The 13,419-nt window shown below is 63.5% G+C and carries 11 protein-coding genes; 7 read left to right on the top strand and 4 right to left on the bottom strand.

What is annotated here, in order from left to right; translation table 11 throughout:
- The first annotated feature begins 93 nt into the window (after window positions 1-93).
- Complete coding sequence (locus tag AC0AII_RS04800; RefSeq protein ID WP_045924232.1) at window positions 94-510, top strand: hypothetical protein; 417 nt, start codon at window positions 94-96, stop codon at window positions 508-510.
- Window positions 511-593: 83 nt separating this feature from the next.
- Here AC0AII_RS04800 and AC0AII_RS04795 read toward each other — a convergent pair whose 3' ends face one another.
- From AC0AII_RS04795 to AC0AII_RS04785, 3 genes are all read right to left on the bottom strand, one after another.
- Entirely contained in the window at window positions 594-1,364 is a 771-nt protein-coding gene (locus AC0AII_RS04795) for an MIP/aquaporin family protein (RefSeq protein WP_490446326.1), read from the bottom strand.
- Window positions 1,361-1,534: a hypothetical protein gene (locus AC0AII_RS04790; RefSeq protein WP_180335336.1), complete on the bottom strand. Its 174-nt coding sequence runs from the start codon at window positions 1,532-1,534 to the stop codon at window positions 1,361-1,363. Before AC0AII_RS04790 ends, AC0AII_RS04795 begins: the two co-directional genes overlap by 4 nt.
- Window positions 1,535-1,606: 72 nt before the next feature.
- A complete protein-coding gene (locus AC0AII_RS04785; protein WP_490446325.1) occupies window positions 1,607-5,101 on the bottom strand; it encodes an SNF2-related protein in 3,495 nt (1,164 codons plus the stop codon).
- A gap of 160 nt (window positions 5,102-5,261) precedes the next feature.
- Between AC0AII_RS04785 and AC0AII_RS04780 the strand changes: the two genes are divergently transcribed.
- From AC0AII_RS04780 to AC0AII_RS04765, 4 genes are all read left to right on the top strand, one after another.
- Complete coding sequence (locus tag AC0AII_RS04780; protein ID WP_490446324.1) at window positions 5,262-6,734, top strand: DHA2 family efflux MFS transporter permease subunit; 1,473 nt, start codon at window positions 5,262-5,264, stop codon at window positions 6,732-6,734.
- Between the two features lie 101 nt (window positions 6,735-6,835).
- A complete protein-coding gene (locus AC0AII_RS04775) occupies window positions 6,836-8,071 on the top strand; it encodes an FtsX-like permease family protein (RefSeq protein ID WP_490446323.1) in 1,236 nt (411 codons plus the stop codon).
- Entirely contained in the window at window positions 8,068-9,063 is a 996-nt protein-coding gene (locus AC0AII_RS04770) for an ATP-binding cassette domain-containing protein (RefSeq protein ID WP_490446322.1), read from the top strand. The genes AC0AII_RS04775 and AC0AII_RS04770 overlap by 4 nt, the downstream gene beginning before the upstream one ends.
- A gap of 82 nt (window positions 9,064-9,145) precedes the next feature.
- Entirely contained in the window at window positions 9,146-10,027 is an 882-nt protein-coding gene (locus tag AC0AII_RS04765) for a hypothetical protein (RefSeq protein ID WP_490446321.1), read from the top strand.
- On the opposite strand, the gene AC0AII_RS04760 is transcribed toward AC0AII_RS04765, so the two are convergent.
- A complete protein-coding gene (locus tag AC0AII_RS04760; RefSeq protein ID WP_463424940.1) occupies window positions 10,006-10,671 on the bottom strand; it encodes an HD domain-containing protein in 666 nt (221 codons plus the stop codon). The genes AC0AII_RS04765 and AC0AII_RS04760 overlap by 22 nt on opposite strands.
- A 233-nt stretch (window positions 10,672-10,904) precedes the next feature.
- Between AC0AII_RS04760 and zwf the strand changes: the two genes are divergently transcribed.
- Both zwf and AC0AII_RS04750 read left to right on the top strand, forming a co-directional pair.
- On the top strand, window positions 10,905-12,386 hold the full coding sequence (gene zwf, locus AC0AII_RS04755; protein ID WP_490446456.1) for a glucose-6-phosphate dehydrogenase: 1,482 nt from the start codon (window positions 10,905-10,907) through the stop codon (window positions 12,384-12,386).
- Window positions 12,383-13,390 carry a glucose-6-phosphate dehydrogenase assembly protein OpcA gene (locus AC0AII_RS04750; protein ID WP_490446320.1) on the top strand — a complete coding sequence of 336 codons (1,008 nt, stop codon included), beginning with the start codon at window positions 12,383-12,385 and terminating at the stop codon, window positions 13,388-13,390. Before zwf ends, AC0AII_RS04750 begins: the two co-directional genes overlap by 4 nt.
- Window positions 13,391-13,419 lie beyond the last annotated feature (29 nt).

Here is a 13,419-nt window from a genome sequence, read left to right as displayed (position 1 = left end):
GTCGACGATGGACGGTCACCTGAACGGTCATGGCCCTGCACGGTCATGATGTCGATTGCCACACGTGCAGGCCGTCACACAGAAAGGTCAGTCATGGCAGACGATACAGTCATTGTTGTTGATACTTCCATGTTCGAAAAAGATGCCGACGCGAAAACCGCCAAGGCCAACGAGGTCGCACGCAAATACGGCATCAGCGACGAGGCCCTCAAGAAGGTCGAGGATTACAAGGATCAGTTGAGCTACCACCAGGCATGGGATCTGCCATTCCTGGGCTACGTGGACGAGGACGGCTATGGATATGCCTACGTACCCAACAAGGCTGTCGCAGCCGATGGATGGGATGCCCACAAGGCCTTCCTGGACCTGCCCGATGACGTTCAGACGGCCTTCGCCATCCGCATGCTCTTCACCCATCGCGACGTCGACCGCCACGGTGCAGAGATGTTCCTTCACCACGGCCGCGGGCTGACAGTCCGCTTCCAGGAGCCCACCTCAGCCAGCTACTGAGTTCGAGCTGCCTTAACTAACTCGACCCCCGGTCCTGTCGCAATAACCCCCTGACAGGGCCGAGGGCTTTTCCATGCCGACAATCAGGGCAGCAGCCCCATCCAAGCAGGAGCTAGCACACCGATGCAGGCTCCGATGATCGGCCCGGCAAAGGGTATCCAGGCGTAGCTCCAGTCCGCATCCTTCTTGCCGGACATGGGCAGCAGGCAGTACGCCAATCGAGCGGAAAAGTCACGTGCAGGATTCATGGCCGCACCAGAAACCCCGCCCAGGGCCATGACCAGAACCGTGATGACCAGGGCCACGCCCAAAGGCCCGACCTGGGTAGGCGTCCCCCCATTGAGGAAAACCCAGGCAACCAGAATGGCCGTGCCGATAGCCTCCGACGTCAGATTCCAGAAATTCGACCGTATGGCTGGCTTGGTGCAGAAAACCATGAGTTTGGTATCTGAATCGGTGGGAAGTTCGAAATGCTTGCGAGTGCCCAGGTAGCCCAGGCAGGAACCAAAGAAGGCCCCCAAGAACTGGGCGGAAATGAAGATGGCCACATTGGCCATGGTGACCGGAATGCCACCCTTGCCCATGGCCAGTCCGTTCAAGGTCGCTTGTGGGTCAATCCAGTGACCGACCACCCTGACCAGGGTCACGGCCGGATTGAGATGCCCGCCCGTTCTCCACCCCGCATATACGCCTATATATACAGCAAGGCCCCAGCCCACCGAAGCGTTGATCCAGTCGGCCCGATAGGCCCCTGTCCTGGGGAGCGACCTGCTGGCTGCGACCATGACCGCAATGGCCATCATAAGGGCCGTGCCCATAAACTCTGAGCAGAACATCTGCACGCCGCTGATCATGATTGCTCTCCAAGCTTCCTGCCATCAAAGGAGCTGAAGGTGACCAGACTCCCATAACCCGAATAGTCGACTGCTGCCAAATCGACAAATCCACCGGTAGAGCAACGATCAATCTGCTCACCCATATAGTCTTTCGATTTGACTAATACATCAAGAATAACCGAAGCCATGACCCAAGGGCCTCGGCCAGCGGTGATGCTGCATTCATGACCACTGACCAATAGATCAGCTGCTGTTCGGGATCAGCTCAGAAGGGCCAGGAGGTCTTTTCTGCTCAGCCTGGCCACGCCGGCGGCGCCGGTGGACGCGGCCGAATCGACGAAGCGCGAAGCCAGGTCGCTCTTGCTGTGCTGCAGGTTGAGGATGCGTTCCTCGATGGTGTCCTTGGCTACGACCTGGTAGACGTTGACGTCCTGGGTCTGGCCGATCCGGTGGGCGCGGTCGTTGGCTTGCTCCTGGGCAGCGGCATTCCACCAGGGGTCCGCATGGACCACCACACAGGCTCCGGTCAGGTTGAGCCCGGTGTTGCCGGCCTTCAGGGAGATCAGAAAGACCGGCGTGGCATCCCTATTGAACTGTTCCACCAGCTCCAGCCGCCGCTTCTTGGAGGTGGCGCCGGTGATCAGATCGTAGGACACGTCCAGCCGACGGAGCCGCTGGGCTATCAGGTCCAGGTAGGAGGTGAACTGGGAGAAGATCAGCATCTTGCGTCCGGCATCCTGGCAGGAGACCACCAGGTCCTCAATGGCATCCAGCTTGGCCGAATCGCCGCGCCGGTCTCGGCTTTGATCCTGGTAGACCAGACGCGGATCGCAGCAGACCTCCCGCAGCCTGGTCAGCTGGGCCAGGATCTGGATTTTGCCGACCTCGTACTCCTGGTCGCGCTCTTTGTTGAGGGTAGCCCTCAGCTCCTGCTCAAGGGCTGCGTAGAGCTTGCGCTGACGACCCTGCAGAGGCACGCTGATCACGTTTTCGATCTTCTCGGGCAGATCCGTCAGCACCTGTGACTTGAGCCGACGCAGAATGAAGGGCCCCACCAGGGCCTGGAGCCGGGATTGGGCATCCTGGTCGCCGCTGAGTATGGGCATCTCGAAGCGGTCCCGGAACCGGGAGTAGGGACCCAGCATCCCGGGCATCAGGAAGTCGAAGATGCTCCAAAGCTCGGACAGCCGGTTCTCGATGGGCGTGCCGGTCAGGGCGAACCGGTGCAGGCTGTCCAGAGCGCGTACGGCCCGCGCGGCCTTGGTGGCATGGTTCTTGATGTACTGGGCCTCATCCAGAACCAAGGCATACCAGGGCAGGCTCCGAAACCGGTCCAGGTCCCGCCTGAGCAGATCATATGAAGTGATCAGCAGATCGTAGGACCTGGCCTGATCCAGCAGCGCCTGACGCTGACCGCGCCCCCCGGCCAGGACCGCCACCCGCAGATCCGGCGTAAAACGGCGGCACTCGGCCTCCCAGTTGTAGACCAAGGAGGCCGGACAGACGATCAGCGAGGGTCCCCGACCCCTTGCCTGATCCCGACGGGAGAGCAGGTAGGCCAGCATCTGTATGGTCTTGCCCAGACCCATCTCGTCGGCCAGGATGCCGCCGAATCCGCGGTCGCTCAGGGTGCATAGCCAACGCAGCCCCTCGACCTGGTAGGGCCTGAGCTGTCCGCGCAGCCCATCGGGAACCTTGAACCCCTGAGGATCGGGCTTGCGCTCCTTCAGGTAGTCGCGAAAGCTGGAATCGCGGTCCTGCTCGGGCACCAGCGCATCCAGGTAGCCGAGCTGGAATTCAGGCACCCGGACCGGCCCCTTGGCCAGATCAGCAGGGTCGATGCCCAGGTCTTCGGCCAGGGTGTCCACAGCATCAGTATTCAGATCAGCCAACTCGACGAAGGCACCGTTGCGCAGCCGATGGAAGCGGCGACGACGGCGATGGTCGGCCAGAATGGCAGCAGCCTCCTCGGGCCGTACCTCATCGGCAATGGGCGAGATCTCGACCAGACCGGAGCGCACCCGCACACCCACGCGGATCTGCGGATGAGAGACGACGCTCAGCCCGTCGAAGGCCGGAGTGGAGAAGACCCGTCCCAGACCCTTGAGCACGGGCAGGCCCCGGGTCAACAGGGTGTGGATGGCCTCCTCGCTCTCTTCGGGGATACGGGCCAGCCCCTCCTCCATCAGGGGGAAATAGCGGCGGACCGTCTGCCGGGCCAAAGACTCGCTCTCCCGATCCCTGCCGGGTTCATCCTCCGAGGCAGGGTCAGCGCCGACGGACAGAAGACGGTCCCCATAGCGGGCCTTGAGATCGCAGCTGACCCCCTGCCGATCCCTGTCCAGGTAAAGCTCGATCCTGCAGGGCGGCCGCCGCCGGGCATCCAGCTCCTCGGGCAGACTGGCAGAGAGCCCGGATCCTTCCTGGGCGCCCTGATCCAGGTCAGGCAGGACGGTCCGGGCGAACAGATCCAGGTCGTCGGCATCCAGATGCAGATCCCGATCCTCGCCAGGACGGCAGAGGGTCTCCAGCAGATCCCGATGACGCATGAAACGCGCGCTGCAACGATGGATGACCGGCCCCGGATCCAGCCCTAAGCCGGGTTGCGAAGGGCGCACGATAACGAAGGAAGAGGCCTGACCGACGATGAAGCGCTCCACGGCCAGGGCATGGGTGATCCGGTAGCCGTCCGCCTCCTTGCTGACCGCGATGCCAGGATCCGGATCGCCGTCGAGGACAGGGGCAGGCATGGTCTGCAGGAAGGAGTCCTCGGGAGGCGTGTAGTCCAGGGTGAGCCCGGAGTCTACGAACAGGTCGAGAATCTGCGCCACCTCGTCGTCGCTGAGCCGGATCCCCGCCAATCCTGCGCGTGCAAGGCGGCGGCGCATGCCCCCCTCCTGTTCGGCCAGGCTGCGGCGGATGGCGCCGGCCCTTTCCAGAATGGTCAGCAGAGCCTGGGCCCGGTCATCAAAGGTGTCACGAGAATGGATGAAGGCCAGCCGCCGTCCGTAAGACATGAATGCGCCTTGGTCCACGGCGCGCAGCAGGGCCGGAAGGTCCTTGACCAGGTAGGCGACCCCGTGGGAGGACAGGGTGATGTGCAGACGGACCAGCCAGCCGCCGCGCTCACTGGTCAGATCGGGAATCAGCCCGACCGAGCCGATGGGCAGGTGACGGCCGCCAACCGGTCCGCTCTCCTGCTTGAGCAGGTTCAGCTGGCGGTCACGAAAGGCCTGCCGCCGCCGACCCTCCTGCCGGTGCATGTAGGCTGCCAGGGGTCCCGAGGTCGACCGGGCGGAACTGGATCGACCCTGGTCGCCGGCCCAGTCATCCGCTCCTGCGAAGGCCTGGCTGGACTCGTTGTAGGCCATGATCAGAGCGACCACATGCTTGCAGGCAGGACCCTGGCGCCCAAAGGCCCGGCAGGTGCAGGAGGAGTCGATGACCCGATGGGCCTGCTCGTCCAGCCGAGCCTGGACCATGCAGTCGCCGTCCGGCTGATAGGTGGCGGGCACACGCCCCTTGAGAACGGTCAGAGCCCCCAGGTGCCGCAGGCGCAGGTCTGTAAAGCGGCGGTCATCCAGCAGTTGATGGGCGCGGAAGTAAGCCTTGCCGCCCAATCGGCGCAGAGCGGCGTCAGAGATGGTGTCTGGATCGCCGAAGGTCCGCCCCTCCTCATCGTCGCCCGGATCATAGAAGCCATGGCCTCCTGAACCAGCGGCTCTTGACCCGTAGACCGCTGCATGCCAATCCACACGCACCCTCCTTATGGTCTCTGACGACCATTCCCGAGCATAACCTTTTCCATCCCGATGGGGCACGCCTTCGGCGAAGCGAGTAGACATGCCGACTTACGAAAAAATGACCGCCTCCCTATGATGGCGTGCTGTTTGTCTGAAGAAGGAGATCATCATCGTGCAAAACACGTCCACCTCTGCCTCTGTTCACCGGTCACGACCGGCCGTCCCCCATCCCTGGCCGGCCATCGCCGCGCTGATGATCGGGGCTTTCGTGGGCATGCTGAGCGAGACCTCGCTCAATATCGCCCTGCCCAATCTGATGGAGAGCTTCCAGATCCCCGCTGCCACCGTGCAATGGCTGGTCACGGGGTACATGCTGGTCATCGGCATCGTCCTGCCCTTCTCCAGCCTGATCTCCAAGTGGTTCACCACCAGGCAGACCGTGATCTTCGGCCTGGTCGCCTTCCTGGCGGGCTCGGTGGTCTCGGCCATGGCCCCCACCTTCCCCATCCTGCTGACGGGACGGCTGATCCAAGGCATCGGCACTGGCCTGATCCTGCCGCTCATGTTCACCGTGGCCATGCTGATCTTCCCCCCGGCGCGACTGGGCACGGTCATGGGCATGTGCGCCCTGGTCATCATGTTCGCCCCCGCCATCGGCCCGACCCTGACCGGGATCATTCTGGGCAAACTGACCTGGCACTGGATCTTCTGGTTCTTCACCCCCTTCCTGGTTGTGGCCCTGGTCTTCGCCGTCGGCTTCCTGAAGAATGTAGGGACCATCACCCACCAGCGGCCCGACCTGGCCTCCATTCTGGAATCCATTGTCGGCTTCGGCGGACTGGTAGCAGGTGTCAGCCTGGCCAGCCGGTACGGATGGCTCTCCCCCGTCACCCTGATCATCCTGGTCGTGGCCCTAGCAGCCCTGGTTCTCTATATTCGTCGTCAGCTGGGCCTGGAACACCCGGTGCTCAACCTGCGCATCTTCTCCATCCCGGCCTTCCGCTACGGCGCCACCCTGGTCATGCTGGACTTCGCAGTCATCCTCTCCTCCATGTATCTGCTGCCCCAGTTCCTGCAGCGAGGGCTGCTCCTGCCTGTGGCCATGACCGGCATCCTCATGCTGCCCGGCGGAGCCATCAACGCCTTGGTCTCAGCCTTCGCCGGCCGGCTCTACGACGGCTTCGGGGCTCGTGTGCCCGTCCGCTGCGGATTCCTTGTCGCCCTGCTTGGCACGGTCATCCTCCTATTCACCGGCCCGCACACCCCTGTGGCCCTGGTGGTGGCTGCCCATATTATTTTGATGATCGGCTGCCCACTGGCCATGTCACCGGCCCAGACCTATGCGCTCAACTCTCTGAGCGGCCCGCAGTCCGGCGACGGAAGCACCATCATCAACACCATGCAGCAGATTGTGGGAGCCGTGGCCACGGCCATCACCACCTCCCTGCTGGCCATGGGCGAAGGGCAGGCAGCCGGGGTTGATAAAGCCCAGGCCTTCACCAGGGGCACCCACTACGGATTGATCTTCACCCTGGTGCTGATTCTGGCCGCTCTGGCCGTCTCCCTGAAGGTGCGCAACTTCTCCCACGCCGAGCAGCCGGAGACCGAACGGGACATTCAGCAAGCTCCAAGTTCGCACCGCTAGCTTGGGAGCGTCCCTGGCTAGACTGGAGGACGGCGACCGGACTTAAGGCCCGCCATTGTGGGCCGCCCGGTCATCCCTGGAACGCTATCAGGAAGGGTGTCATGTTCGTTCTCAAGAACGCCTGGTTCACCATCAGGCGGCATGCGGCGCGGAGCCTGGTCATGGTTCTGGCCTGCCTGGTCGTGACGGCTCTGGCCACGACGGCGGCCACCGTGCTCCAGGCTGACACCAAGGCGCGTACCACAGACTACGAATCCCAACAGGTGGATGCCGTCATCAGCCCGCGCAAGGGAACCAAGGCCTCTCCACTGGGCTGGAACGAGTATTCCAAGTACGCCCAGCGCCTGCAGATGGATGGCATGCAGTACAAAGCCTACTTCCATGAGACTGCCGACATCAGCCCGGAGGGACTGCCCCAGTCAGGCACTTACTCCCTGGTGGGGGTCTCCGACAAGGAGGCCGAACCCACTCTGCCTCACGGCCCCTTCGCGGTGGATCAGGGCAAGGGGCTGGACTACGCCTCCCAGAATGCCTCCGGCACCCAGACCGTGCTGATCTCCAAGCAGATGGCGCAGGCCAACAAGCTCAAGGTGGGCGACACCCTGACCATCAAGGATCCTCGCCAGCAGGATCAGCAGGTCAAGCTGACCATCTCCGGCACCTACCACTATCGCAAGGCCGTGGATCCGGCCGCCAACCGGGCCATCTACACGGCCTATCCCACCTTTGCCATGCTGGGGCTGGATGCAGCCAGCAAGCCTGGAGACCCCGGCCATGAACTGCTCGTCGCCTTCGTCCTGGATTCACCAAGCACCTACCAGAAGTTCATCAAGGAGTTGCGCAAGGACGGACTCAAGGCCTCGCAATATGACATCGACTCCCCCAGCCTGAAGGACTACCAACGGCGGATGGAGCCTGTTCACCGGGCCGCCGACCAGGCGCGAACCACCATTATTCTGGTCTGCCTGCTGGGCGGACTGATTCTGCTGGGCTGTCTGTTCCTCATGCTGCGCAACCGTGCCAACGAAATCGGCATGGCCATCACCATCGGGGTCCACAAGGCTCGGCTGGGTTGGCAGTTCGCCTTGGAGACCCTCTTGCTCACCCTGCCTGGACTGGTGCTGGGCCTGGCGCTGGGAACCGCGATCAGTCGGCCGTTGGGCCGGTCGCTCTTCCGGCTGGGGAGCCTGGCCAGCATGCCTCATGCTGGTCTGATCTGGAAGATGATCCTGATTGGCCTGGCCGTCTGCCTGGTTCTCGCTCTGGCAGCAGCCGCCAGGGTAGCGGCCTTCAGAACCGCCCAGCTATACACCAACGACCTGGAGGACGAGGCATGAGCGAAAAGACATCGAACCAGCAGCCAGACGAAGAGTCCCAGGCAACGACTGATCAGAAACAGACCGATCAGAAGCAAGCCGCTCAGACAACGGCCGATGCTGAGCACAAAACCGACGAGAACACCAGCACCGAACCGCTGCCCGAATCCGAGGAAGAAGCAGCCTCTCAGACGGGCGAAAAGTCCGAGGAGGATGATTCCTCTGAAGAGGACGTGTCGATGGCTGCCTTCAAGGTGGTCATCGAGCAGGAAAATGTCGAAGAGCCCGACGGCGATCGGGAGGAGGACCCGCTGCTGGAGACCGATGAACAGCGGATTCTGGTTCCTGGCGGCTACCCGGTGCTCTTCCTGAAGCATGTGGATTACACGCGCAAGGTCCAAGGTCGCCCTGAACAGATCCTGGACGATGTCGATCTGGAATTCCAGCGCCGCCGTATCTACTCGGTGGAGACCACTACGCCTTCCGGACGTGCCGCTCTGATGGCCCTGATGACCGGACTGCGCGCCCCCACCCAAGGCAGCGTGCTCTTCCGGGGCACGGATCTGCGCCAATTGCTGGCCTCCGACTATCGCGGCCATCAGATCGGAGCCATCTTCGGCACCGATGCCTTGAGGCGCGACCTGACCGCCGTACAGAATCTTGTCTACACCATGGAGGCCAGTGGGCGCACTTTCCTGGGTCCCAAGGACAATCTGGCCCGTCAGTTGCTGGACGAGGTGGGCTTCCCGGAGCGCCTGCAGGACAAGCTGACGGCTGATCTGGGCCACTTGGACTTCCGCTTGGCCTCCGTGGCCCGTGCCCTGTGCTGCGAGTGCGACGTGCTCATCGCCGACGAACCCACCGAGGGGCTGGAGCCGAGCGACTGGGACACCCTGCTGGCCACCCTGAAGCGGGTCTCCCGCCGTCATGACTGCGCAGTGATCATCCTGACCTCCGGCGGTTCTGACACCGTGGACGAGGGCACCTACGACGACCGATTCATCGTCGATTGAGCCCCAGCCCTCCCGACCGGGAACGGACAGCAGTGCACTGATTTGTTCGGTCATCACCCATGAGGAGTGGATACCCCGGGTCATGACCGAACAAATCGGTTCATGCAACAATGACCCACGCCGGCAAGGGAGGATCATCCTGCACCATCACCATGGATTCGGACCCGTTCGGGAGGTCGGCGTCAAGGAAGCCATATGGATTACCCCAGGGCTGCTGATCGCTCAGAACGCCTGGCTGGCATCCCAAGGCCGGCCCCCCTGGACCCTGTCAGCACCACCAACCATGTGGCTGGATGAACTGGATCAGTCCCTGACCGAACGCCGGATTCTGACTGTGACGGCAGCAACCATCCTGACCTGGCGTCGGCTGCCATCCGGCTTGGGACAACGTCCCTGGTCGCAGCTGGCTGCCGGCCGGGTATCGGGCCTGTCTGCGGCCCGACGGACCCTTGAAGGCCTGCAGAGCGATCTGCGGACAGCCCCTGCGCAATCGCTGATTCGAATCCAGACCCACTTGCCCGATATCCATGAAGAGTGGCGGGTCATCGTTGACAGGGATCACATCACAGCCTCCAGCGGATACTGCCTGCATGAAGGCGAGGGCTCTCGAGCCATTACCACGATCTTTGACGGTGCCATCTTCGATCCCAGGCATCGAGCGATCGCCGAGAACTGCGCCCTCCGGGCAGCCAAGGGTCGATCGCCTGCTCCGATCAGCGTGGATCTGGCCTTCCTCCGTGAGTCAGATCAACCTCTCGTCCTGGAGGGAAACCCTGTCTGGTGCGCAGCTCCTTACGCTTACGGGCCGCAGGGCATGGTCTCGTTCTTGAAAGCCGTAGCGACCTGCCGAACCGATCCAGTCGACCCCTATCAACCAGACCCGTGGATGCTGCGGGAATTCGGCGGCCGCTTCCGCAGTTCCTGGGGGCCGGACCGGCCGGATCAGACGATGGTCATGCCGTAGTGCTTGGCCAGGGGCTGCAGATCCGGCACCCCATACCGGGCCACCAGCTGCCTCCAGCGGGCCAGGTTGTCAGGACCATACTTGGCTGTGCGCTTGGCGGCAGTGGGCTCGGAGACGAAGATGGGCGGCTGGTGCTTGCTGTGGAACTTATCCGCATACATGACCACCTCCTGCTCAGGGTTGACCGGCAGGTAGTCGTCAGGCGGCAGGTTCAGATGCTCCTCCTCCACCTGGCGGCGGGTCAGCCCCACCCCGGTATGATTGCGGGCGAACTGGGCCACCGACTCGTCCACCCCAGCGTCCAGCAGCAGCCGGTAGCCCTCCAAGCCGTGCTCAATGTACCGCTCGCCCTGGAAGGTCAGAGGCCGGCCCTGGGAGCCGTCATCCTTCAAAATTCGGTAGGTGCCAATGTCGTGCAGCAAGGCACCCGTGCGGACCAGGTCACGGTCCAGAGGCCGCTCGGGCAGCACCCCGTCAGGGTCATCACCACGCAGCAGACGTTCGTTGACCTGGTCGGCCATACGCACCGCGAGGGCGGCGATGATCTGGCAGTGGGTGTGTATCAGTTCATAGGCGGCTTGAGAGGGCGCGTACTGACGGTGCAGGGCCTCGGCCATGGGAACATTGGGAATCATACCGACCATTCTAAGGATTCCTGCCGCAAATGTGACCTTTGCGACGCTTATGCACACTTCAGCGGATAATCAGCCCTGCCCTTCTACTGCCGACAGTAGACTGGGAGCCACGGTATTTCACGAGGAGCACTATGGACACTTCACCATTTGCGCGCTCCGCCGACCAGCCCGCTCCTCCCGACGAGGACGGCGGCCGACAGGCGCCCTGGCACAACCCCCTGCTGGACCCGCGCGATCTGCGCATGCCGCGCATCGCGGGCCCCAGCTCATTGGTCATTTTCGGCGTCACCGGCGATTTGGCCAAGAAAAAGCTCTTGCCGGCTGTTTATGACCTGGCCAACCGGGGGCTGCTGCCAGCCAGCTTCGGGCTGATCGGCTTCGGACGGCGCGACTGGAGCGACCAGCAGTTCGTCGCCTTTGCGGAGGAGAACGTCCGCGCCCACTGCCGCACCCCCTTCAACGAATCCACCTGGCGACATCTGAGCCAGGGCATGCGCTTCGTCAAGGGCAGCTTCGACGATGCCGAGGCCTTCCGCCGCCTGTCGGCCACCGTCTCGGAGCTGGATCGGGTCCGGGGCACCCGCGGCAACCATGCCTTCTACATGTCAGTGCCGCCCAAGGCCTTCCCCCAGGTGGCCCGTCAGCTGGCCGAGTCGGGGCTTTCCCACTCCACTGAAGGGGCCTGGCGCCGCGTCATCATCGAGAAGCCCTTCGGCCACGACCTGGCCTCGGCCAAGGAGCTTGACCGGGTGGTCTCCGAGGTCTTTGAGCCGGATTCGGTCTTCCGCATCGACCACTACCTGGGCAAGGAGACCGTGCAGAACATCCTGGCCCTGCGCTTTGCCAACATGATGTTCGAGCCGGTCTGGAACTCCAACTACGTCTCCCACGTGCAGATCACCATGGCCGAGGACATGGGCATTGGCGGCAGGGCCGGCTACTACGACGGAATCGGAGCAGCCCGGGACGTCATCCAGAACCACCTCCTGCAGCTGATGGCCCTGACGGCCATGGAGGAGCCGGTCTCCTTCTCGGCGTCGGATCTGACGGCCGAGAAGACCAAGATCCTTTCCGCAGTCCGCATTCCCAAGGATCTGGCGGCCCACACCGCCCGGGGCCAGTACACAGCCGGCTGGCAGGGCTCCCAGCATGTGGTCGGCTACCTGGACGAGGACGGGATCGACCCCTCCTCTACCACCGAGACCTATGCGGCCATCAGACTTGATGTGGACACCCGCCGTTGGGCCGGCGTCCCCTTCTACCTGCGCACGGGCAAGCGCCTGGGCAAGCGGGTCAGCGAGATCGCCATCGTCTTCAAGCGTGCCCCCCACCTGCCCTTCGAGGCCACAGCCACCCGGGAACTGGGCGCCAACGCCGTAGTCATCCGCGTACAGCCCGACGAGGGCGTGACCATGCGTTTCGGGGCCAAGACCCCTGGCTCGGCCATGGAGGTGCGCGACGTCAACATGGACTTCTCCTACGGGCGTTCCTTCACCGAGGCCTCCCCTGAGGCCTACGAGCGGCTGATCCTGGACGTGCTCCTGGGAGACCCGCCCCTCTTCCCCACCACCGAGGAGGTCAACCTTTCTTGGAAGATCCTGGACCCCATCGAGGAGTTCTGGGCCGGACAGGGCCAGCCCCAGCCCTACCGCGCCGGCACCTGGGGTCCGCGGGAGGCTGATCTGATGCTGGCCCGCGACGGATACCACTGGAGGATGCCATGATCGTCAGACTGAACAACACCACCACCTCCGCCATCGCCCGGGAGATCGACGAACTCCACGTTGAACGCGGGGAGGCCGCCCAGGGACGAGTGCTGACCCTGGTCATCGTCACCGAGCAGGCCCACCTGGAGACGGCCCTGGAGACCGTAAACGCCGCAAGCCGGGAACATCCCTGCCGGGTCATTGCCATGGTGACCGATGCCGAAGACCCTCAGGCCCAACAGGAGGCGGACCAGAGGGCCGCTGCGGCGCAGTCCTCCGAAGACTGCGTCTCCTACAAGAACACCGACCACAACGGGAATCGCACGCTGGATGCCGAAATACGCTTCGGCTCGGATGCCGGCGCCGGGGAAGTGGTGGTCCTGCGACCAGTGGCAGCCCTGCTGGACCATGCCGACGCCCTGGTCATTCCCCTCCTGGTGCCGGATGCGCCTCTAGTAGTCTGGTGGCCCACCAATCCGCCCCTGGATCCCTCGCAGGATCCCATCGGGACCATGGCCGCCAGCAGAATCACCGATGCCATGGAGGCCGACGATCGCCAGGCCACCTTCGCCGGGCTGCTGGCCCATTCGCACGCTGAGGACGTGGACCTGTCCTGGACCAGGATCACCATCTGGCGAGCGCTGCTGACCTCCATGGTGCAGCAGCCGCCCCACCTGCCCATCCGTTCGGTCAGGGTAACCGGCCAGGCCCACTACCTGCCGTTGGAGCTGCTGGCCTCCTGGCTGGCCCTGAAATTGAAGGTGCCGGTCACAGTCGAACGCGACCCGCAGGCTCAGGCGGTCACCGGCGTCTACTTCGAACGTCCGGACGGGGTCATGAGCATGGAGCGCCACCATGACGACCAGGCCCGGATCAACCAGCCCGGCCAGGCCCCGCAGACCATCTCCATGCCCCTGCGCACGCCTGTGGACTGCATGAGCGAGGAACTGGGCCGGCTGGATCCTGACGAGGTCTATCAGGAGGTTATCCACACCGGCTGGGGAATGGTCGACCACCAGTAGACCTCTGCAGTGACTCAATTCATAGGCAA

It is taken from the genome of Bifidobacterium sp. VU/mBH4 (B4) (assembly GCF_058199535.1).
The sequence above is the reverse complement of the archived record's forward strand: the minus strand, read 5'-3'. Positions and strand labels throughout refer to the sequence as shown.

Excerpts from the sequence above, each read along its gene's own strand:
- AC0AII_RS04800 (WP_045924232.1), top strand. The coding sequence starts at position 94 with ATGGCAGACGATACAGTCATTGTTGTTGATACTTCCATGTTCGAAAAA.
- AC0AII_RS04795 (WP_490446326.1), bottom strand. The coding sequence starts at position 1,364 with ATGATCAGCGGCGTGCAGATGTTCTGCTCAGAGTTTATGGGCACGGCC.
- AC0AII_RS04790 (WP_180335336.1), bottom strand. The coding sequence starts at position 1,534 with ATGGCTTCGGTTATTCTTGATGTATTAGTCAAATCGAAAGACTATATG.
- AC0AII_RS04775 (WP_490446323.1), top strand. The coding sequence starts at position 6,836 with ATGTTCGTTCTCAAGAACGCCTGGTTCACCATCAGGCGGCATGCGGCG.
- AC0AII_RS04770 (WP_490446322.1), top strand. The coding sequence starts at position 8,068 with ATGAGCGAAAAGACATCGAACCAGCAGCCAGACGAAGAGTCCCAGGCA.
- AC0AII_RS04765 (WP_490446321.1), top strand. The coding sequence starts at position 9,146 with ATGACCGAACAAATCGGTTCATGCAACAATGACCCACGCCGGCAAGGG.
- AC0AII_RS04760 (WP_463424940.1), bottom strand. The coding sequence starts at position 10,671 with ATGGTCGGTATGATTCCCAATGTTCCCATGGCCGAGGCCCTGCACCGT.
- zwf (WP_490446456.1), top strand. The coding sequence starts at position 10,905 with ATGCCGCGCATCGCGGGCCCCAGCTCATTGGTCATTTTCGGCGTCACC.
- AC0AII_RS04750 (WP_490446320.1), top strand. The coding sequence starts at position 12,383 with ATGATCGTCAGACTGAACAACACCACCACCTCCGCCATCGCCCGGGAG.